The 20,525-nt window shown below is 75.3% G+C and carries 16 protein-coding genes; 2 read left to right on the forward strand and 14 right to left on the reverse strand.

The window, feature by feature from the left end; translation table 11 throughout:
- Positions 1-28 precede the first annotated feature (28 nt).
- From IEV86_RS05180 to IEV86_RS05235, 12 genes are all read right to left on the reverse strand, one after another.
- The gene (locus IEV86_RS05180) at positions 29-1,699 is read right to left on the reverse strand and encodes a DUF885 domain-containing protein (protein ID WP_043605635.1); all 1,671 of its coding nucleotides are present in this window, start codon (positions 1,697-1,699) and stop codon (positions 29-31) included.
- Positions 1,700-1,927: 228 nt separating this feature from the next.
- Positions 1,928-2,416, reverse strand: a complete 489-nt coding sequence (locus IEV86_RS05185) for an NUDIX hydrolase (RefSeq protein ID WP_043605633.1) — start codon at positions 2,414-2,416, stop codon at positions 1,928-1,930.
- Between the two features lies 1 nt (position 2,417).
- Positions 2,418-4,886 (reverse strand): hypothetical protein, encoded by a 2,469-nt coding sequence (locus IEV86_RS05190; RefSeq protein ID WP_043605631.1) that lies wholly within the window; start codon positions 4,884-4,886, stop codon positions 2,418-2,420.
- Positions 4,887-4,950: 64 nt separating this feature from the next.
- On the reverse strand, positions 4,951-5,631 hold the full coding sequence (mtnN, locus tag IEV86_RS05195; protein ID WP_229734473.1) for a 5'-methylthioadenosine/S-adenosylhomocysteine nucleosidase: 681 nt from the start codon (positions 5,629-5,631) through the stop codon (positions 4,951-4,953).
- Positions 5,628-6,092 carry an S-ribosylhomocysteine lyase gene (locus tag IEV86_RS05200; protein ID WP_043605651.1) on the reverse strand — a complete coding sequence of 155 codons (465 nt, stop codon included), beginning with the start codon at positions 6,090-6,092 and terminating at the stop codon, positions 5,628-5,630. Before IEV86_RS05200 ends, mtnN begins: the two co-directional genes overlap by 4 nt.
- A gap of 418 nt (positions 6,093-6,510) precedes the next feature.
- A complete protein-coding gene (locus IEV86_RS05205; protein WP_043605629.1) occupies positions 6,511-7,029 on the reverse strand; it encodes a hypothetical protein in 519 nt (172 codons plus the stop codon).
- Positions 7,030-7,202: 173 nt separating this feature from the next.
- Positions 7,203-8,219 (reverse strand): SDR family NAD(P)-dependent oxidoreductase, encoded by a 1,017-nt coding sequence (locus tag IEV86_RS05210; RefSeq protein WP_052426136.1) that lies wholly within the window; start codon positions 8,217-8,219, stop codon positions 7,203-7,205.
- Positions 8,220-8,413: 194 nt separating this feature from the next.
- Positions 8,414-10,237: a 4-alpha-glucanotransferase gene (gene malQ / locus IEV86_RS05215; protein ID WP_052426135.1), complete on the reverse strand. Its 1,824-nt coding sequence runs from the start codon at positions 10,235-10,237 to the stop codon at positions 8,414-8,416.
- Between the two features lie 451 nt (positions 10,238-10,688).
- Positions 10,689-11,522 (reverse strand): MetQ/NlpA family ABC transporter substrate-binding protein, encoded by an 834-nt coding sequence (locus IEV86_RS05220; protein ID WP_043605628.1) that lies wholly within the window; start codon positions 11,520-11,522, stop codon positions 10,689-10,691.
- 144 nt (positions 11,523-11,666) lie between these two features.
- Positions 11,667-12,344: a methionine ABC transporter permease gene (locus IEV86_RS05225; RefSeq protein ID WP_043605627.1), complete on the reverse strand. Its 678-nt coding sequence runs from the start codon at positions 12,342-12,344 to the stop codon at positions 11,667-11,669.
- Complete coding sequence (locus IEV86_RS05230; RefSeq protein WP_081978673.1) at positions 12,341-13,384, reverse strand: methionine ABC transporter ATP-binding protein; 1,044 nt, start codon at positions 13,382-13,384, stop codon at positions 12,341-12,343. The genes IEV86_RS05225 and IEV86_RS05230 overlap by 4 nt, the downstream gene beginning before the upstream one ends.
- 458 nt (positions 13,385-13,842) lie before the next feature.
- Positions 13,843-15,240 (reverse strand): L-serine ammonia-lyase, encoded by a 1,398-nt coding sequence (locus IEV86_RS05235; protein WP_043605626.1) that lies wholly within the window; start codon positions 15,238-15,240, stop codon positions 13,843-13,845.
- Positions 15,241-15,511: 271 nt separating this feature from the next.
- Between IEV86_RS05235 and IEV86_RS05240 the strand changes: the two genes are divergently transcribed.
- Complete coding sequence (locus IEV86_RS05240; protein ID WP_043605644.1) at positions 15,512-17,416, forward strand: penicillin-binding transpeptidase domain-containing protein; 1,905 nt, start codon at positions 15,512-15,514, stop codon at positions 17,414-17,416.
- 92 nt (positions 17,417-17,508) lie between these two features.
- Here the strand turns inward: IEV86_RS05240 and IEV86_RS05245 are convergent, their stop codons facing one another.
- Positions 17,509-17,883, reverse strand: a complete 375-nt coding sequence (locus tag IEV86_RS05245) for an RNA-binding S4 domain-containing protein (RefSeq protein WP_043605624.1) — start codon at positions 17,881-17,883, stop codon at positions 17,509-17,511.
- A gap of 38 nt (positions 17,884-17,921) precedes the next feature.
- Between IEV86_RS05245 and IEV86_RS05250 the strand changes: the two genes are divergently transcribed.
- Entirely contained in the window at positions 17,922-19,181 is a 1,260-nt protein-coding gene (locus tag IEV86_RS05250) for an amidohydrolase (RefSeq protein WP_052426133.1), read from the forward strand.
- Positions 19,182-19,288: 107 nt separating this feature from the next.
- Here the strand turns inward: IEV86_RS05250 and IEV86_RS05255 are convergent, their stop codons facing one another.
- Positions 19,289-20,524, reverse strand: coding sequence for an AI-2E family transporter (locus tag IEV86_RS05255; protein WP_081978672.1), 1,236 nt, complete (start codon positions 20,522-20,524; stop codon positions 19,289-19,291).
- Position 20,525: the final 1 nt, after the last annotated feature.

Consider the following 20,525-nt stretch of genomic DNA (forward strand, 5'->3'; position numbering starts at 1 on the left):
GTGGCGCGCGTCGGACGCGACGGGCGCGTCAGAGGGCGGCGAGCTCGCGCTGGAGGTCGTCGAGACCGAGCGAGCCGAGCGAGAGCGCGGCCGTGTGCCAGGCCCTCAGGTCGAACGGGCGGCCCTCGGCCTCGCAGCGCTCGCGGGCCGCAGCACGACCGGCGAGCCAGGCGCGCTCGCCGAGCTTGTAGCTGATCGCCTGCCCGGGCCAGCCGAGGTAGCGGACCACCTCGCTCGCGACGAACTCCGCCGGCGACCCGCTGCGCGCCGCGAGGAACTCGTGACCCAGCTCGGCGGTCCACCGCTCGCCCGGGTGGAACGGCTGCCCTCCGGGGATGGCCAGGCCCAGGTGCATGCCGATGTCGATCACGACGCGGACGGCCCGCATGCGCTGCGCGTCGAGGTAGCCCAGACGCGTCCCCGGGTCCGCCAGCCGACCGAGCTCGTCCATGAGGCGCTCCGCATACAGCGCCCAGCCCTCGGTCGTCGCCGAGACCGAGCCGACGCTCACCTGGAAGCGCGAGAGCTCGGCGGCTCGGTACGCCCACTGGCCCAGCTGGAGGTGGTGGCCCGGGACGCCTTCGTGGTACCAGGTGCTGATCAGGTCCCACGTCGGGAAGCGCGTCCGGCCGAGGGTCGGCAGCCAGGTCCGGCCGGGCCGTGCGAAGTCCAGCGACGGCCTCGTGTAGTACGGCGCGGCCGCCGCGCCCGGGGGCGCGATCATCGCCTCGACCCGCCGGACCGGCGTCGCCACGTCGACGACCGTGCCGTCGAGGTCGTCGATGGTCCGGTCCATGAGGTCCTGCAGCCAGACCCGCACGTCCTCGACGCCCTCGATGGCGGGGCCGTTCTCGTCGAGGTACCGGAACGCGGCGGCCACCCCGCCACCGGGCAGGACCCGCTCCGCCTCGAGCGCCATCTCGTCCTCGATGCGCGCGAGCTCGCCCCACCCCCAGGCGTACGCCTCCTCCGGGTCGACGACCGCGCCGAGGCTCGAGCGCGCCGACAGCAGGTACCGGTCGCGCCCGACGCCGTCGGGGGTGCCCTCGACCGCGGGCAGGTACGTCCCCGCGAGCCATGCCCGCAGCTCGGCGATCCCTTCCGCCGCCGACGCCGCACCCCGGTCGAGGTCGACGCGCACGGCGTCCGGCCCCTGGGCCGCGAAGCCCGCGTGCCACCCGTCGCCCTCGAGCCACGCGTCGAGCTGGGCGACCACGGCCTGGGCCTGCCGGGCGGCGCTGACGTGCCCCGTGGCCAGGCCCGACTCGAGCGAGCGGCGGTACGAGAGCGCCGCCTCGGGCACGCGCGCGAGGCGCCGTGCGACGACCGCCCAGTCGTCGTCGGACGCGGTCGGCATCATGAGGAAGATCGACTGGAGCACGTGGACCGGCGACCCGATCGGGCGCAGGGTCACGAGGTCCTCGCCGGCCTCGTGCAGCGCGAGCGCCGTACCGAGCCGCTCCCGAAGGAGGGCGGCGCAGCGCCGGTCGTCCTCGTCGGTGACGTCGGCGTCCTCGAGCTCGGCCAGGACGGCGCGCGCGGCGTCGGCCCGCGCGACCGCCGCGTCGGGCGACAGGTCCGGGAGGCGGTCGTCCCCGGGTCGGATCCCGAGGGCCGTGCCGACCGAGGGGTCCAGGTCGGCGAGGGTGTCGACCCATCGGTCGGCGGTCTGACGGGCGGTCGGTCGGGTGGACTCCATGTCGCGACGCTAACCCGTGCCGGTGACACGCCGCGGACGGTCCGACGACGCACTCGGTCGGACCACGCCGCGCACAACCGCACCCCGCAGGACCACGCCGCGCACACCCGCACCCCGCAGGGCCACGCCGCGCATGCCCGCGCCGCCCGGCCCACGCCGCGCGTGCCCGCGCCGCCCTGTCCCGCTCACCCCGCCGCGCCGCCGTCGCCCGTCCGTGCCCCGGTGTCGTCAGCGGTCGTCGTGCGACCCGGCGAGCGCCTGCACGAGCCGGTCGACGAGCTCGGCCTGCGCCGCGACGAGGAGCCGTCGGGCATCGGTGAGCGAGAGCCAGGCGTACCGGTCGACCTCCGGGACCTCGACGACCCGCCCGGAGCCGCGGGGCCACTCGAGCGGGAAGGTCCCGCTCACGGCGGACTGCGGGTCGAGCTCGGCCTCGACCGCCCACGCGGTCACGGTCTTGCCTGCGCGTTGGCGCACCGACCCGAGCGGGATGCGCGGCCCGGCCGGCACGGGGAGGCCGGTCTCCTCGACGAACTCGCGCTCTGCGGCGGCGAGCGGCGGCTCGTCGTCGCCGTGCTCCCCCTTGAGGACGGTCCAGGCACCGGCCTCACGCCCGCGCCAGAAGGGTCCGCCCATGTGCCCGACGAAGACCTCGACGCCGTCGGGCGTGCGCCGGAACGGGAGGAGTCCCGCGCTGCGCCCGCCCGACGGCGTCATGTCAGCCCTCGGGCCGGTAGTAGCCGCGCACGTCGAGGATGATCGGCGTGGTGCCCCGGTTGTTGTAGAGCAGCACGTCGCGCCCGCCCGCTCCGCCGAGCGAGACGATCGCCGCGTTGGACGTGTCGACGCCGGGCCGCGGGTTGAACGCCGACGACGTGCGGCACACCGACACGCTGACGCCGCCCGCGCAGGCCGAGACGTAGCTGACGGCGGTCGACGAGGCCGGTGCCGTCAGCGTCGCGGCGATCGCGGTGGCCGACGACGGCACGACGCCCACCGTCGTGGTGAGCGACCGCTCGGAGCCGATGGGCACCCGGTTGAGCACGCGCCGGGGCGTGATCGGGTGGTACCGACCCGCCGTCGACGGCGCGACCGCGCTGTCGACGAACCAGCCCGTGACGTCGACGTTCACGACGCCGGTGCCCCGGTTGTTGTACACGGTGACCTGGTTCTTCTCCGTGCCCCCGAGCCGCACGACGGCGGCGTTGGCGATGTCGCGTCCGGGCGTCGGGTTGAGCACCGACGTGGAACGGCACTCCGTCGCCGACTGACCGTTCGGGCACACCGAGACGAAGCTGACCGCCGACGACCGCGTGGACGTCACGTTGAGGGCGACCGCCGTCGCGCCCTGGGGGACGTCGGGCAGCGTGAGCGTGACCTTCTCCCCCGGCGCGAAGGTCCGCTGCAGGGCACGCGACGGCGTGCGCGCGACCAGCTCCCCGCCGACGCCGGCCGGGTCGGGGACGTAGAAGCCCTGCAGGTCGGCGATGAGGCGCAGGGTGCCCGCGTTGTTGTAGAGCACGACCTCGTCGCCGGCCGCGCCGCCCAGGGCGACGACGGTGTGCGCCGCGGTGTCGACGCCCGCGCTCGGGTTCAGCGCCGACGTCGTGCTGCACGCCGAGACGCTCGTGCCGCCCGCGCACGTCGAGACGTACGACGTCTGGCGCACCGACGTCGCGGTGACGTTGAGCGCGACCGCGGTCGCGCCGGCCGGCACGCCGGGGATGCGCACCTTGACCGTCCCCTTCGGACCCACCTGGGTCGCGGGCAGCACGCGCGACGGCGAGACGGGCCGGTACACCGCGCCCACGGCCGTCGGCTCCTCGGTCGCGGCGCTCGTGAGGCTCACCGTCGCCTGCTGCGTCGACAGCGCGTCGACCGTGACGGTCCACACGCCGTCGGCGGTCGTGAAGCGGTCCCCGACCTCCATCGCGGAGCCGCCGCCCGGGTCCGCACGGAGCAGGTACGAGTCGCGGGCCGGCTCCTGCGTGTCGACCCGGTGGACGACGACGCCCGGTTCGACGACCGACCCCGCCGTGCACGACCGGACGCCGTTGGGGCAGCCGAGCCGTGAGCCGAGGTCGCTGTCCCGCCCGACCTTCGACCGCAGCTCCACGTAGTACGCCGCGGTGCCGGACGTGAACTTCAGCGAGCGGGTCCCCGTGCGACCGCCGACGGGCAGCAGCGTGACCCTGGTCGACGACGTCGCGGTCCGGATCGAGCCGGTCAGACCCATCCCGTCGAGGTGCGCGGCACCGACGAGACCGGCCTGGCCGAGCTGGAGGCCCATGACGTCGTACGCGTCGCCGTAGTCGCCCTTCTGGCAGCCGGTCGAGCCGTCCGCGCCCGTCGGGCACGCGAAGCGCGACTGCGAGTGGCCGAGGTTGAGCGTGTGGCCGAGCTCGTGCGCGAAGACCTGCCAGCGCGGCGTCGAGCCCGACGGCCCGTTGATCCAGCCGATGCCGCCGTCGGCGACGTGCGCGACCCCGGCGAACCCGCACGCCGCGAGGTGCGGCGTGTAGAGCATCGCGTGCGCGCCGTTGCCCGGGGTGACGCCGACCTGACCCCCGGCCCAGCGCAGCACGGCGAGGATCTGCTCACCCGTGCAGCCCGTGGTCGCGTTCCACGCGTAGGTGCCGAACGTCCGCTGCGTGCCGAGACCGAGCAGGACGGCACCGTCGGTCGACTCGGACCAGTACCCGGCGACCTGGCTCGTCACGTCTCCGGCGAGCGCGGCCGGCGTGACACCGTCGGCCGACTGGCCCGGGAACGTGCCCGTGCCGACGTGCACGGTGCGGGTCGTGGCCGCCCCGGCGACGGCACCCTCGGCGATCGCGGCGGGAGCCTCAGGCTCCTCGACGACGGCGACCTCGAGCGCCTCGACACCGCCGTCGGGGTCGGTGACCGCGTCCTCGACGCCCGTGTCGACGAACGTCACCTCGGCGACGGCACCCGCCGGCACGTCGTGCAGCTCGGCGCCGCCCACGCGGACCACCTCGTCGCCGGCGACGACGAGGTCGAGCTCGACGTCCGAGCCGTCGAAGGTGTCCACGACGAGGCGCTGGACCTCGCCGGTGACGGTGCGCACGACACCGTCCGGCTCGGTGCCGACGGCCGTCGCCGCGGTCAGGGTCGTCGCGAGGAGGGAGAGGGCCGCCGCGAGCGCGGCGCGTCGGTCGGTACGCACGGGGTCCGATCGGTCGGGGACCGGAGGTCCTGAGTGGTCTCGGGCGGTCGGTCCTGGGTGGTCCTCAGCGCGCGAGCATCGCGAGCACGACGGCGGCCGAGCGCTCGGCCGCGTCGTCGACGTGGGTGAGGAAGTCCTCGCCCGCGACGGGCCCGCACAGGTCGGAGACGCCCCGCACCGACACGAACGGCACCTCGTGGGCGAAGCACGTGTGGGCGAGCGCTGTCGACTCCATGTCGGTCGAGAGCGCGTCCGGGAACGTGCCGCGCACCTCGTCGACCAGACCCGCGTGGATGAACGAGTCACCCGAGAGCATGGTCCCCGTCCGCACGACGTGCCCCGCGTCGGCGCCGAGCGCGTGCTCGACGAGCCGCGCGTCGCCGTCGTAGGCGGCAGGCATGCCGGGCACCTGCCCCAGCTCGTAGCCGAACGCTCGCGCGTCCGCGCCCCAGTAGCGGTAGCGCACGCCGACGACGACGTCACCGACGCGGACCTCGGCGGCGAGACCACCCGCGGTGCCCGCGCTCACGACCGCCTCCGGACGCTCGCCGAGCAGGGCCCCGGTCAGCGCGCCCGCGGCGTTGACGAGCCCGATGCCCGTCTCGACGAGCCGGACCGGCCGCCCGCCGAGGACGAGGTCGCGGTGCAGTGCCCGCCCGACGCGCACCGGGGCGCCCACGCGGTCGGCACGGTCGACGAACGGCGCCGCCTCGTCCGCCATCGCGACCAGGACGACGACGGTCACGGGGCCGCCGGAGCCGTGACGGTGCTCCACTCGTCGCGTGCGGCGAGGAACGCGCGCGCCGCGGCCTGCGCGTCCGCGAGGCTGTGGTTCGCACCCCACCCGCACTGGGTCTCGTTCGCGGCGGGGACCTCGCCGGCGGCGGCGACGTCCTCGAGCGTCGCACGGACGAGGTCCAGCACGTCGCCGTACTCCCAGTCGCCCTCGAGGATGAGGTAGAAGCCGGTCTGGCAGCCCATGGGCGAGAAGTCGATGACGCGGTCGGTGTGGTTCCGCGAGTGCTCGGCCACCATGTGCTCGAGCGAGTGGACCGCGGGCATCTCGAGGTGCGCGGTGTTGGGCTGCGTGAAGCGCACGTCGTACTTGCTGATGACGTCACCGGCCGGCAGCACCTTGCGGTCGGCGAGGCGCACGTACGGCGCGACGACTGTCCGGTGGTCGAGGTTGAACGACTCGACGTTCATGCGCGGCTGGTTCACGGTCGGGCTCCTGGGTCGGCGGTCGCGCACCGACGCGGCGTCCGCACGAGGTGCGTCGTCGTCGGCACGGCAGCGGGCACGTCCCAGTGTCGCCCATCCCGGGCGGGTGAGCGGACGGGGCCGCAGGGCGCGCGACGACGGCGGACAGCGACAGGGCCGACCCGTCGGGTCGGCCCTGGTGCCGCGGCGTGCGTCGGCGTCAGTCCCAGAAGGGGTGGAGGAGGTCGTCCTCGTCGTCGGCGGGAAGGGGGGCGGGGCAGGGGGTCACCGTGCTCATGCCACTACCATCGGCCGCCCGCGCGGCCCGTCGAGAGGACCTTCGTCACACCTGACGGCAAAGATCCGGCCAGCCCTCGGCCGGTGTCAAAGCGCAGGTCAAGGGCCGGTCAGGAGGACGTCCAGATCAGGCCGGCGGGCGCTCCGATCGGTGCGCGGCGCGCCCGTCGGGCACGTCTCCGGCGACCGGATGCCCGTCGTCCACGACGGTCCGGCGACCGTCCTGGCGGTCACCCGCGTCGTCGGCCGCGGCACGAGGCGCGTGCCGGTCGGTGCGCCCGTCGTCGGCGACGTCGGGGTCGATCCGGTCGGCATGGCGCAGCCGCTCCTCGACGTCGGCGCGCGGCCCGCTCAGCTCGTCGGCGCGCTGCCGGGCCTCGGCCTGGAGCCGCGCCGCCTCGGCCGCACGGGCGTCGGCGTCGGCCTGGGCCATGCGGGCCTCGGCGTCGATGCGAGCCGCCTCGGCCTCGCGCTGCTGGACCTCGATGCGGTCGGCCTCGGCCTTGCGCCGCAGCTCCTCCGCCTCGTGCCTGCGCCGCTCGTCGGCCGCGCCCGACCGACGACGTGCGAACCACAGGGCGAGCCCCACGAGGAGCGCCACGACGACCACGGCGACGACGACCCACACGACCTGTTCGGTGTCCATCACGAGCTCCTCACGTCCGGGGGGGTGCGAACGCCTCGATTGGACGTCCGCGCCGCTCCCTCCGCAACCGGAGAAGATCGACACGGCGCGCGGCGACGCGGGTGGGAGGCGCGGGGACGTCGACCGCGACGGGTCACAGCGACGCGCCCCGGGACGCGCCGGCAGCGGGTACGTCAGCCCCGGCGGTCCACGACGCGCCGCAGCACGACAGCGGCGGCCCCGGCGACCGCACCGCCGACGACCGCGAGCCCGGCCCCGACACGCGCCGCGTCGCGCGACCGCCAACCGTCCCGGACCGCGTTCGAGCCCGGGTCGGGACGCTCGACGGTCCCCGTCGTGGGGGCCACCGGCTCGTCGAGCAGCGTCAGCCGGTCGACGAGCGGGCCCGCGACGCGCTCGTAGAGCCCAGGCGTCAGCGCGTGCACCCAGACGGCGACGTGCTGGGCGCGCCCCACCACGGTCCGCGCGCGTGGCCGTCCGGCGACACGGACGACGGCGGCCGCGACGCGCTCGGGCGCGACGACCGGCGGCAGTGGCCGGATCCGCCGACCGACCACGTTCGCGGCGTGGCGGTAGATGGGTGTGTCGACCGTCCCGGGCAGGACGGCGCACACGTGGACGTCCGGGAGGTCACGGAGCTCGTGCCGCAGGACCTCCGTGAAGCCGACGAGCCCCCACTTCGCGGCGACGTAGGCGCTCACGTAGGGGGCCGACACCAGCCCGTAGACCGACGCGACGTTCACGATCACGCCGCGGCCCTGCGCGCGCAGGACCGGCAGGACGGCGCGCGCGGCGTGCACCTGGCCGAGCAGCGTCGTGTCCAGCACCCGGCGGAACACCTCGTCCGGGGTGTCCTCGAACCGTCCGTAGCTCCACACCGCCGCGGCGTTGACCCAGACGTCCACACGCCCGTGGTCGGCGACGGCCCTGCGGACCAGCGCCGTGACCGCCCCGGCGTCCGTGACGTCGGTCGGCACGACGGTCACCCGACCGCCGCGCTCGACGCACTCGCGCGCGACGTCCTCGAGCGTGCCCGCGCTGCGCGCCGCCAGGACGACCGTGTCGCCGCGCTCGGCGAACGCGTGCGCGGTCGCCCGGCCGATCCCGCTCGACGCCCCCGTCACGACGACGACGCGCGGGGCGTGGTCCCGGCCGGCTCGCTGGTCGTGGTGGTCGTGGTGGTCGTGCATGGCACCTCCCCCGTCCGACGACCGACGCTAACCGCGCGCGGCCGCGCCCGCCCGCCCGTCGGCCGCGCGCCCGCCACCCGGCCGACGGCTGCGGACCGCCGTCAGACGCCACCGGCCGACGACCGACGGCACACGACGACGCCCCGGTCACCTGCGTGGCGCAGGTGACCGGGGCGTCGGCCGGAGAAGGGGACTCAGTGCCTCCGCGCGTCCAGGACCTCGGCGAGGCGGACGGCGAGCGGCTCGGCGAGGATGTCCTCGACGGGCCGCGGGAGGCTCAGGCACCAGTTGGGCCACTGCGTGACCGTGCCGGGCATGTTCGGCCGCTCGGCCACGGCACCCGCGTCGTCGAGCGACGCCAGCACCACGCGCGCACGGCACTGCGACAGACGCGTGTACTGCGCGACGACGGCTCGCTCGATCTCGGCGCGGCCGATCGGCTGGTCGAGGTCGACACCGGCCACGCCCGCGAGCTCGCGGCGGACACCCTCGAGCTGCTCGAAGTTCGCGGACTTGCCGATGCGCCGCAGGTCCTCGTTGTCGGACCCGGTGAGCGTCCCGGCCACGGTCGCCTGGTCGTGCGTCGACGACGCACCCATGACGGCCTCGGGGAACTGGTCGACGGGCAGCCGGAGCGCGGCGCGGTAGCCGAGCATGCCGTACTCCGCCATGGTCTCGCGGACGCCCTCGGCGACCGTCCCCATGTCCTCGCCCACGACCCAGGCGCCCGTGCGGCTGGCCTCCAGGCGGAGGATCGCGAGCAGCGCCTCGGTCGGGTAGTGCACGTAGACGCCGCCTGCGGCGTGCCCGCCCAGCGGCACCCAGTACAGGCGCCAGAGCTGCATGACGTGGTCGATGCGGAGCGCCCCGGCGTGCCGCAGCGCCGAGCGCACCATGCCGATGAACGGCTTGAAGTCCGCCCCGACCAGCGCGGTCGGGTTGATCGACGGCAGGCCCCACTTCTGCCCGTCGAGGTTGTGCCGGTCCGGGGGGCAGCCGACCTCGTAGTCGAACGAGACGAGGTCCTGGTTGGCCCATGCGTCGGCCGACGACGAGTCGAAGCCCACGGCGATGTCCGCGACGATCGTGGCACCCGCGGTGCACGCGGCGCCGAACTGCACGTCCGCGACCCACTGGGCCCACATGAAGAAGGCGACCCGGTCGGCGTTCTCGACGGCGAACGACTCGGCGTCCTCGGGGCGGTGGTACCGCTCGGGCCAGCCGCGCCAGTGCGCCGAGCCGAAGCGCTCGGCGAGCGCGGACCAGAGCGCGAACCGGCGCAGGTCCTCGCCGCCCTCGGCGACGAAGACGTCGTGCTCGACGGGCAGGCGGTCCTTGGTCGCCGCCCAGATGCGCTCGAGCGCCGCGAGCTTGAGCTCCCAGACCGAGTCCCGGTAGATCCGGCGCTCGCCGTTGAGGGCGCGCCCGCGCGCGGCGAGGTCGCCGAGGTCGACGTCCGCGGCCCCGGGCACGTCGTCGATCGCGATGTGGAGCAGCTGGAGCCACTGCCGCGACGCGGGCGAGTACGGGGACGACTGCTGCGCAGGCACGGGCGCGGCCGCGTGGACCGGCGAGATGAGGACCGACGACGCGCCGGCGTGGGCGGCCGACCGCGCGATGGTCGCGAGGTCGCCGAAGTCGCCGATGCCCCACGAGTCGCGCGACCGGGCCGCGTACAGCTGGACGGCCCAGCCCCAGCCGCGCTCGGGCTGCGTGAACCGCTCGGGGGCGCTGATGACGAGGCGACGCTCGCCGTCGGGCGCGACGAGGCGGTAGTAGCCGAGGTCGGGACCGACGCCCGACGCCGGACCGAGGTGCGTGCCGTCGAGCGTCCAGAGCTCACCGACGAGGTCGGGGGCGTCGACGCCGGGCGCGCACACCACCGGCAGGGCCGGGGCGTCGTGCGTGGTGACCACGGAGAGCACGGCGGCCCGCGTCTCGGGGTCGAGGACCTGCACCGTCTGGTGGGCGTCCACGTACGACGCCGGGACGATCTCGGGGTTCACGATCGTGTCCATACCTGCACTCTGTCGCTCGGTGGTCCGGCGCTCCGTCCGGGCCAGTCCTGTCCTGCTGAACGTCGGCACCACGGGTGGTGTTCCCGCTTGCAACTTTCAGAAAACCTATCGGCATGATCGCCCGGCTCGAAAGGCCTTGACCCCGCACCGCGAGCCGTCGCCCCACCCACCGCGCGCCGCGGAGGGTCTCCGGGCCCTGAGGGAGACCCGATGACGGCCTCCGCGGGGCCGACAGGGGCCATGCAAGCGCTTGCATCCGGGTCCTGGCAAGCACCTCCGGCCCCTCGCGATGGCGTACAACGTTTACCTCTGCGTGGACACCACGAACGGTGGAGTCGTCGTCGGGCGTGGCGCCCGGATGGTGGACGCCCGGAGTCCGGCGGACACGCCGAGGGGCGTCGCCGCGTGCGCGACGACGCCCCTCGGTGCCGGCCCGGGACGGGCCCGGCGCTCAGAAGGCGGCGATGATCTCCCCCGCGGCCCAGCGCTCCTCGATGAAGGCGCGGACCTCGTCGGAGTGGAGGAGCTCGTCGAGCGCGACGAGCGACGGGTCCTCTGCGTCCTCGGTGCGCACGACGAGCAGGTTCGCGAACGGGTTGTCCTCACCCGACTCGAGGTGGATCGAGTCCTCGGCCGGGTTCAGCCCGGCCTCGAGCGCGTAGTTGCCGTTGATGACGGCCGCGTCGACGTCCTCCAGCGACCGGACGAGCTGCTCGGGGGCCGTCTCGACGAGCTCGAGGCCCTTGGGGTTCTGGTCGACGTCGAGCAGCGTCGGGTCACCGTCGGTGTCGGCCAGCGTGATGAGGCCCGCGTCGACGAGGAGCTCGAGCGCGCGCGGCTGGTTGCCCGGGTCGTTGGTGATCCCGATGGTCGCGCCGTCCGGGATGTCCTCGACCGAGGTGACCGAGCTCGCGTACAGGCCGTACGGCTCGATGTGCACGCCCTCGAACGGCGTGAACTCGAAGCCCTGCGACTCGACCTGCGCCTCGAGGTACGGCAGGTGCTGGAAGAAGTTCGCGTCGAGCTCGCCCTCGGCGAGCGCGGTGTTCGGCAGGACGTAGTCGTCGAACTCGACGATCTCGAGGTCCAAGCCCGCGTCCTGCGCGAGCTCGTCGTCGACGAACTGGAGGATCTCGGCGTGCGGGACGGGGCTCGCGCCGACGGTCAGCGTCGTGACGCCGTCGACGGCCTCGCGCTCGGCGGGCTCGTCGCCCCCGGACGCGCAGCCCGCCATGACCATCGCGACGGCGGAGACGGCGACGGCGGCGCGGACGGTGCTTCTCATGGCGGGTGTTCCTTCCGTGGTGCCCCGGAGGGCGGTTCTTCGGACGTCCGGGCCGGGCGGCCCGGACGGGGTCAGCGGCGCTCGGTGAGCGGTGGTCGGTCGAGCGCGGGGGTCAGCGGCGCCGAGGGCAGCCGCCGCCGGTGGTCAGCGGTGGTCGAGCCGGCGCGCGACGGCGTCGCCGACGACCTGGACGAGCTGGACGAGGACGACGATCAGGACGACGCACACGACCATCACGGACGTCTCGAAGCGCTGGTAGCCGTAGCTGATCGCGAGGAAGCCCAGGCCTCCCGCACCGATCGCGCCGGCCATGGCCGAGTACGCGACGAGCGCGATGACGGTCACCGTCGCGCCCGAGACCAGCGACGGCAGCGCCTCGCGCACGAGCACCTGGGTCACGACCGTCCGGCGCGTCGAGCCCATGACCCGGGCTGCCTCGACCTTCCCCGGGTCGACCTCGCGGACGGCCGTCTCGACCAGGCGGGCGAAGAACGGGACCGCGCCGAGCGTCAGCGGGACGACCGCCGCCTCCCAGCCGAGCGTCGTGCCGACGACGGCGCGCGTGAACGGCAGCACCGCGATCGCCAGGATGATGAAGGGCAGCGAGCGCCCCACGTTGACGACCACGCCGAGCACGCCGTTGAGGGCGCGGCGCGGCGCGAGGCCGCCGGGCGACGTCGTGTGCAGGAGGAGGCCCAGCGGGAGCCCCAGCAGGAACGTCAGCGCCGCGGAGGACCCGACCATCTGCAGGGTCTCGAGGGTCGCCTCGGGCACGCGCTGCGTGATGACCGGGTCGTCGAGGAGCGAGGTGAGGGCGTTCACGCGGCCACCTCCCCCGTCGCGCCGCGCGGGTCGGCCGGGTCCGTGCGGTCGGTGGGGTCGCCCGCGACCGTGGGGGCCGCGTGGAGGCGGTCGGCCGTGAGGCGTGCGATCACGTCGTCGACGTGCGCCGCGGGCACCTCGAGCTGCAGCCGTCCGACCCGCAGCCCGGCGAGCGTCTCGATCGTGCCCGCGACCACCTCGACGTCCCGGCCGAGCGCGGCGACCGCCGCGAGCGCGTCGTGCGTCGAGACCTCGTCGGTCGCGTACGTCACCTCGACGAGCGCCCTGCTCGGGCCGAGGGGCAGGTCGGGGACCGGGATCAGCTCACGGGCGAGGCGCGAGCCGTGGTCCGTCACGACCTCCGCGAGCGACCCGTCCTGCACGACCCGGCCGTGCTCGAGCAGCGTGACCGAGTCGCAGATCTCGCGAACCACGGCCATCTCGTGCGTGATGATCACGACGGTGATGCCCAGCCGGTCGCGCAGGTCGCGGATGAGACCGAGCGTCTGCCGGGTCGTCGCGGAGTCGAGCGCCGACGTCGGCTCGTCGCAGAGCAGGACGGCGGGCTCGGTCGCCAGGGCCCGGGCGATGCCGACGCGCTGACGCTGACCGCCGGACAGCTGAGCAGGGTAGGCACCGGCCTTGTCCCCCAGGCCGACGAGCTCGAGCAGCTCGCGGACGCGGCCGGAGCGCTCCGCCCGGGGCGTGCCGGCGACCTCGAGCGGGAAGGCGACGTTCGCCGCGACGGTCCGCGAGTCGAGCAGGTTGACGTGCTGGAAGACCATCCCCATGCGCCGCCGCGCCGCGCGCAGCCGCTGCTCGGGCAGTGCTGAGATGTCGGTGCCGTCGACGACCACGCGGCCCGAGGTGGGGCGCTCGAGGCCCGTGAGGCACCGGATGAGGGTCGACTTGCCCGCACCCGACCGCCCGACGACGCCGTGCACGGCACCGCGCTCGACCACGAGGTCGATGCCGTCGAGCGCGACGACGTCACCGGCCGGGCCGGGGTAGACCTTGCGCAGGTCGGACAGCTCGATCACGAGGGCTCCTTCGTCGCGCCCGGCACGGCGGGCGGCACACGGCAGCCGGTCACGAGGGACCGGCGGGGGGACGCCCGGACGCGACGGACGTCAGCGCGCAGCGGGCGGGAGGCGGACGCCGCGGGGCGCGGCGGGGGCCGTCGTGGACGACGGCGGTCGGCGGCTCAGAGGAGGCCGGACATGCCCCGGCGGCACATTCGCCCGGCGGCGGTGGCCGCTGCGGGACGAAGGGTGCCGTGGGACGTCATGGGCCCATCGAACCACGCGGCACCGCGCACGCGGGAACCGGCGGACGTCGCTGTGAGCGACGTCACGGGGCCGAGGCGTGGACGTCCGGTCTCAGCGGCCGGCGGTCCCACGGTCGTCCCGCCGCTCCCCCGACGATCGCTCCGCCGGTCCCCGAACCTTCCCCCGGCGGTCGCCCCGCCGATCTCTGGGCGTTCCTGCGGGACGCCGGGTCAGCACTCGACGACGTTGACGGCGAGACCGCCCTCGCTCGTCTCCTTGTACTTGACCGACATGTCGAGGCCCGTCTGGCGCATCGTCTCGACCACCGTGTCGAGCGAGACGACGTGCGTCCCGTCGCCGTGCATCGCGAGCCTGGCTGCGCTGACGGCGGTCGAGGCGGCGATCGCGTTGCGCTCGATGCACGGCACCTGGACGAGCCCGCCCACCGGGTCGCACGTCAGGCCGAGGTGGTGCTCCATCGCGATCTCGGCCGCGTTCTCGACCTGCGCGGGCGACCCGCCCAGCACCGCGCACAGCGCACCGGCCGCCATCGCGCAGGCGGAGCCGACCTCGGCCTGGCACCCGCCCTCGGCGCCCGAGATCGAGGCGTTGCGCTTGAACAGCCCGCCGAGGGCCGCCGCCGTGAGCAGGAACCGCCGGAGCCCGTCGCGCGAGGCACCCGGCACGAAGCGCAGGTAGTAGTGGCCCACCGCGGGCAGGATCCCGGCGGCCCCGTTGGTCGGCGCCGTGACGACGCGCCCGCCCGACGCGTTCTCCTCGTTCACCGCGAGCGCCCACGCGTGCAGCCACTCGGTCGACGTGTCACCCGCACCGGCGGCGTCCCGCTCCTCGAGGTGGCGCCGGACGCGCGCGGCGCGGCGCACGACCCCCAGCCCGCCGGGGAGCGTCCCGTCGGCGTGCAGACCGGCCTCGACGCAGCCGGCCATCGCGTCCCACACGGCGTCGAGCCGCTCGTCGACCGCGTCCTCGCCGTGCAGCGCGGCCTCGTTGTGCCGGGCGACGCCGTCGACCGGCAGGCCCGTCCGCGCGCAGGTCGCGAGCAGCTCGGCCGCGGTCGCGAACGGGTACGGGACCGCCGACGCACCCGCACCGTCGTCGGCGTCGCCCTCGCGGACCACGAAACCCCCGCCGACCGAGTACCAGGTCTCCTCGCGCAGCGGCAGGACGTCGCCGTCGCGCCAGGCGGCGAGCGTGAGGGCGTTCGGGTGACGGGGCAGGCGTGTGCGGGGTGCGAGCGCGACCGCCGACCGCGGGACGCGCGCCGGACGCACCCCGAGCAGGACGAGCGGTGCGTCGTCGTCGTCGGGTCGGCGCGACCACGCGCCGCGCACCGCGTCGGGGTCGCAGGTCTCGGGTGCGGCACCGGCGAGGCCGGCGACGACGGCGTCGGGCGTCCCGTGGCCGAGCCCGGTCGCCCCGAGCGACCCGTACAGCGTGCACGTCACGCGGTCCACGCGGTCCAGGAGGCCGTCGCGCTCGAGGCCCAGCGCGAAGGCGCGCGCGGCGCGCATGGGTCCGACCGTGTGCGAGCTCGACGGGCCGACCCCGATCGAGAACAGGTCGAACGTCGAGACGTACGTCGTCGTGGTCTGGCCGGCGCCCCGCATCGTGCCCCTTCGCGCGTCGTGGTGCTCTGAGGGCTCACGGTAACCCCGCGGTGACGGCAGCGCGGCGGCAGCGCGGCGGCGGCGCGGTGGCAGCACGGCGGCAGCGCGGTGGTCGCGCGGTGGTCGCGCGGTGGTCGCGCGGTGGCAGCGCGTCGGTGCTCGACGCGGATTCTTCGGCGCCCCTGTCGGTGTGCCGGTCCTGCCGGCCCTGTCGGTGCCCGTCGGTACGGTGCTCACGCGGGGAGACGCCCCGCTCGGGCAGGGGGTCGGGATGGGACTGCGCACGTGCGGACGGGTGGCGACGGCGGTCGTCGTGGGCGGGGTGCTCGTGGTGGCGCCGCTCGCGGGGTGCAGCCCCGGCACGCCCGACCCGGCACCCGTGGCCGCCCGGCTGGCCGCGGGCCTCGCGGCCGGTGACCTGACCGGCGTGCCCCTCGGCGACACCGATCCCACGGCGGCGACCGAGCAGCTGCGCACCGCGACCGCGGCGCTGGACCCCGCGCGGCCCGAGGTCCGGGTCGAGGACGTCGTCGAGGCGGAGGTGGACGGCACGCCCACCGCCACCGCGACGGTCGTGACGACGTGGGACCTCGACGCGACGGGCGACGAGGACTGGACCTACTCCGCCGACGCACACCTCACGCTGGTCGACGACGCCTGGCAGGTGCGTTGGGACACGGCCCTCGTGGCACCCGACCTGCGTCCGACCGAGACCCTCACGAGGCGCGTCGAGGCGGCTCCTCGGGCGCCGGTGCTCGGCGCGGACGACGTCGCGCTCGTCGAGGACCGGCCCGTCCTGCGTCTGGGCGTCGACAAGACGGCGGTCGACGTCGCGGCCCAGGCCGATGCGGCGCGGGCCGTCGCGGGGCTGCTGGGGCTGGACCCCCAGGGCCTCGCCGACAGGGTCGCGGCCGCCGGCGAGCGCGCGTTCGTCGAGGCGCTCGTCGTGCGCACGGCCGAGCCCGGCGTCGACCTCGCCGCGTTCCGCGCGGTCCCGGGAGCGCTCGCGGTCGAGGACACGCTGCCGCTCGCACCGACGCGCCGCTTCGCCCGACCGCTGCTGGGCACCGCGGGTCCCGCGACGGCCGAGGTGGTCGAGGAGTCGGGCGGTGCGGTCCGACCGGGTGACGTCGTGGGGCTCTCCGGCCTCCAGCGGCAGTACGACGAGCAGCTCCGCGGCACCCCCGGCACGGTCGTCGCCGCCGTGGCCGAGGACGGGTCGGAGCGCGTCCTGTGGGAGCGACCGCCCACCCCGGGCGAGCCGCTGCGCACGACCATCGACCCGCGCGTCCAGGACGCCGCCGAGTCGGTCCTCGAACCCGTGCCGTCCGCGAGCGCGGCCGTCGTGATCCGCGCGTCGACGGGCGACGTGCTCGCCGCCGCGAGCGGACCGGGCAGCGAGGGGTACTCGACCGCGACCCTCGCGACGTACGCGCCCGGCTCCGTGTTCAAGGTCGTGAGCTCGCTCGCGCTGCTCCGGGCGGGTCTGACGCCCGACAGCCCGGTCGGGTGCCCGACGTCCGCGACCGTCGACGGCCGGGAGTTCTCGAACTTCCCCGGCTACCCCGCCTCCGCGACCGGCACCGTCACGCTGCGGACGGCAGTCGCCCACTCGTGCAACACCGCCTTCATCGGGGCGCGCGAGCAGGCGTCGGGCGACGCCTTGGCGCGCGCAGCGGCGTCGTTGGGGCTCGGCCTCGACGCCGACCTCGGCTTCCCCGCCTTCCTCGGCGAGGTGCCGACGGACGCGACCGGCACCGGGCTGGCCGCGGCGATGATCGGCCAGGGGCAGGTGCAGGCCTCCCCGCTCGCCATGGCGGCGGTCGCCGCGTCCGTCGCCCGGGGCGCGACCGTGGTCCCGCGCCTGCTCGCCGACGCGCCCGCGCCGGCCGCACCCGGCGAGCCGCTGGCCGAGACCGAGGCGGCCGCGCTGCGCGAGCTCATGCGTGCGGTCGTCACGCAGGGCGGTGCGACGTTCCTCGCCGACGTGCCCGGCGCCGAGGTGCTCGCCAAGACCGGGACCGCGCAGTTCGGGACAGGCGACGAGCTCGCGAACCACGCGTGGATGATCGCCGTGCACGGCGACCTCGCCTACGCGGTCGTGGTGGAGGACGGGGACTACGGCTCGACGACGGCGGGGCCGCTGATCGAGCAGCTCCTGACCGCCGTGGGCTGAGGTCCCGGACGACCGCTCCCCGGGGCGCGTCGGCGGGGGCAGCGCTGCGGCGGCTCGGGTGCGTGCCCGCGCCGCGGTCGGGCCAGGCTCGGTCAGTGTCCGCGGAGCCGCTCGATCTCGCGCCGCTCACGCTTGGTGGGCCGCCCTGCGCCCCGCGCCCTCCGGGCGACGACGACGACCTCCTCGCGCGGGGGTGGCGGCGGCGTCAGGTCCTCGTAGCACTCGACCGCGACGGCGGCACCGACGCGCTTGACGAGCGTCCGACGGACGACGACCAGGCGCTCGCGCTCCCCTGCCCGGACCCGCACCTCGTCGCCGGGTCCCACCGCGGTCGCCGGCTTCGCACGGTCACCGTTGACCCGCACGTGCCCCGCGCGGCACGCGGCACCGGCCGCCGACCGGGTCGGGAAGAGCCGGACGGCCCACGCCCACGCGTCGACCCGCACACGTGCCACCGGCTCCGTCACGCGGACCAGCCTAGGCAGGCCGTGCCTAGAGTGCGGGGATGAGCGTCGACACCGCAGCCGAGACCCGCACCCCCCACCCCGCCCGCGTCGTGGCGGTCACCGGTGGGTACGTCGTCCCCGTCGTGGGCGAGCCGATCGACGGCGGCACGGTCCTGGTCCGGGACGGACGCATCACCGACGTGGGTGCCGACGTCACGGTGCCCGCTGACGCCGAGGTCGTCGACGCCACCGGGCGCTGGGTGCTGCCCGGCTTCGTCGAGGCGCACGGGCACATCGGCATCGCCGAGGAGGGCGCAGGCGTCGAGGGCGACGACGTCAACGAGATGACCGCGCCCGACCGCGCGGCCGTCCGCGCGATCGACGGGATCAACATCGACGACGAGGGCTTCCGCGACGCGCTCGTCGGCGGCGTGACGTCGGTCGTCGTCAAGCCCGGGTCGGGGAACCCGATCGGCGGCCAGACGGTCGCGATCAAGACGTGGGGCGGCCGGACCGTCGACGAGCAGGTCATCCGCGAGACCGTGAGCATCAAGTCGGCACTCGGCGAGAACCCCAAGCGCGTCTACCGCGACAAGAAGCAGCTGCCGTCGACGCGCCTGGGCACCGCGCTCGTCATCCGGGAGGCGCTCGTCAAGGCCCAGCACTACCGCACGACGCGGGAAGCAGCCGACGCCAAGGGTGAGCCGTTCGCACGCGACCTGGGCCTCGAGGCGCTCGCCCGCGTGCTCGACGGCGAGATCGTGTGGGACCAGCACTGCCACCGCCACGACGACATCGCGACCGCCGTCCGGCTCGCCGACGAGTTCGGCTACCGCCTCGTCGTCAACCACGGGACCGAGGGCCACAAGATCGCCGACGTGCTCGCCGAGCGCGACATCCCCGTGGTGTACGGGCCGATGTTCACGAGCCGGTCGAAGGTCGAGCTGCGGGACCGGGCGATCGCGCACCTGGCACGCCTGGTCGAGGCCGGCGTGCGGGTCGCCATCACGACCGACCACCCGGTCGTGCCCATCAACTTCCTCGTCCACCAGGCGACGCTCGCGGTCAAGGAGGGCCTGCCGCGGACCGCGGCGATCGAGGCGCTCACGGTCAACCCCGCCCGCATGATGGGGATCGACGACCGCGTGGGCGCCCTCGCGCCCGGCCTGGACGGCGACGTCGTCGTGTGGTCGGGCGACCCGCTCGACGTGACGTCACGCGCGGAGCTGGTCCTCGTCGGGGGCGTGCCCGTCTACCGGTGGGACGCCGAGGCCCACGTCGGCCGCGTCGTCGAGCGCTCCGAGCGCTTCACGCGCTGAGGACGCGCACGCCCCGGCGCCGCGGGACCGGTGCGGAGCGGGCGGGCTGGTGAGCCCGAGCGACGTCGGTCACGGGGACGGACCGCGGCCCGCACCCCGGCGGTCCGTCAGGGGCCCGCTCGCCCGGCGGTGAGCTGGTCAACGTCGTCGGGTTCGCCCAGCCGGTCCCCGCCGTCCGTCGCGTTCCAGGCGCTGACGACCGTCCAGGCGACCGCCGCGAGCGGCACCGACAGCAGGGCGCCGACGATGCCCGAGAGGATCGTGCCGGCGGTGAGCGCGAGCAGGACCGCGAGCGGGTGGAGGTGCAGCGCGCGTCCCAGGACGACCGGCTCGAGGAAGTTGCCCTCGAGCTGGTTGACCGCGACGACGACGGCCACGACCACGAGCGCGGTCACCGGCCCGTCCGACACGAGCGCGACGAGTGCCGCGAACGTCCCCGCGAGGGTCGCGCCGAGGATCGGGATGAACGCGCCGAGGAACACGAGCACCGCGAGCGGCAGCGCGAGCGGGATCCCCAGCACGAACAGCGCAAGCCCGATGAAGAACGCGTCGACGAACGCGATGATCGCGATGCCGCGCACGTAGCCGCCGAGCACGTCGACCGCGCTGATGCCGATCCGGTCGGCCCTCGCCCGGACGTCCGGGGCGAGCGGCCGGAGGAAGAACGCCCAGATCCGGCGGTGGTCGCGCAGCAGGAAGAACAGGACCACGAGCGCGAGGACCGTGCCCGTCACGACCTCGAGGGCCGCCGTCGCGCCCGCGACGGCGCCGCTCTGGACCGCGTCGCTCGTGGCGAGCTCGGTCGCCTGCTCGCGCGCGGCCGAGAGCTGCCCCTCGTCCAGCTGGAGCGGGCCCTCGGCGAGCCACGCCTGGAGCTCGTCGAGACCCTCCATCGCCGCGCTGCTGAGCTCGGACCACTCGTCGCGGACCGCACGCCCCACGAGCCACAGCACGAGGCCGAGCGAGCCGACACCCAGGAGCATCGCGATCGACGTCGCGAGCGTGTTGTGGACGCCCTTCTCGCGCAACCTCCGGACGACCGGCGCGACGGCCGCCGCGATGATCGTCGCGATGATCACGGGGATGACGAGGAGCGAGACCTGACGCAGGCCCCACACCGCGACGGCCACAAGCAGCAGGACCAGCAGGAGCTGCGCCGAGCGGACCGCGGTCCGGCCCAGTCCGTCCTCCCACGGCGAGCGCCTGACCCCGCCACCGCGCCGTCCGGCCGCGGACGGGACGGGCGACGTAGCCGATCGCGCGGGGACCGGCGCGGGGGCGGCCGCGACGGGCAGGTCGGGGCGGCGACGACGCTCGCCGGAGCGGCTGAACCAGGGTGACATG

Origin of the sequence: Cellulomonas carbonis, assembly GCF_014636275.1 — a bacterium.
GTDB classification, from domain to species: domain Bacteria; phylum Actinomycetota; class Actinomycetes; order Actinomycetales; family Cellulomonadaceae; genus Actinotalea; species Actinotalea carbonis.

Bases quoted from the DNA above. Each gene is read 5' to 3' on its own strand.
- IEV86_RS05180 (WP_043605635.1), bottom strand. From the start codon at position 1,699: ATGGAGTCCACCCGACCGACCGCCCGTCAGACCGCCGACCGATGGGTC.
- IEV86_RS05185 (WP_043605633.1), bottom strand. From the start codon at position 2,416: ATGACGCCGTCGGGCGGGCGCAGCGCGGGACTCCTCCCGTTCCGGCGC.
- IEV86_RS05200 (WP_043605651.1), bottom strand. From the start codon at position 6,092: ATGAACGTCGAGTCGTTCAACCTCGACCACCGGACAGTCGTCGCGCCG.
- IEV86_RS05205 (WP_043605629.1), bottom strand. From the start codon at position 7,029: ATGGACACCGAACAGGTCGTGTGGGTCGTCGTCGCCGTGGTCGTCGTG.
- IEV86_RS05210 (WP_052426136.1), bottom strand. From the start codon at position 8,219: ATGCACGACCACCACGACCACCACGACCAGCGAGCCGGCCGGGACCAC.
- malQ (WP_052426135.1), bottom strand. From the start codon at position 10,237: ATGGACACGATCGTGAACCCCGAGATCGTCCCGGCGTCGTACGTGGAC.
- IEV86_RS05220 (WP_043605628.1), bottom strand. From the start codon at position 11,522: ATGAGAAGCACCGTCCGCGCCGCCGTCGCCGTCTCCGCCGTCGCGATG.
- IEV86_RS05235 (WP_043605626.1), bottom strand. From the start codon at position 15,240: ATGCGGGGCGCCGGCCAGACCACGACGACGTACGTCTCGACGTTCGAC.
- IEV86_RS05240 (WP_043605644.1), top strand. From the start codon at position 15,512: ATGGGACTGCGCACGTGCGGACGGGTGGCGACGGCGGTCGTCGTGGGC.
- IEV86_RS05250 (WP_052426133.1), top strand. From the start codon at position 17,922: ATGAGCGTCGACACCGCAGCCGAGACCCGCACCCCCCACCCCGCCCGC.
- IEV86_RS05255 (WP_081978672.1), bottom strand. From the start codon at position 20,524: ATGTCACCCTGGTTCAGCCGCTCCGGCGAGCGTCGTCGCCGCCCCGAC.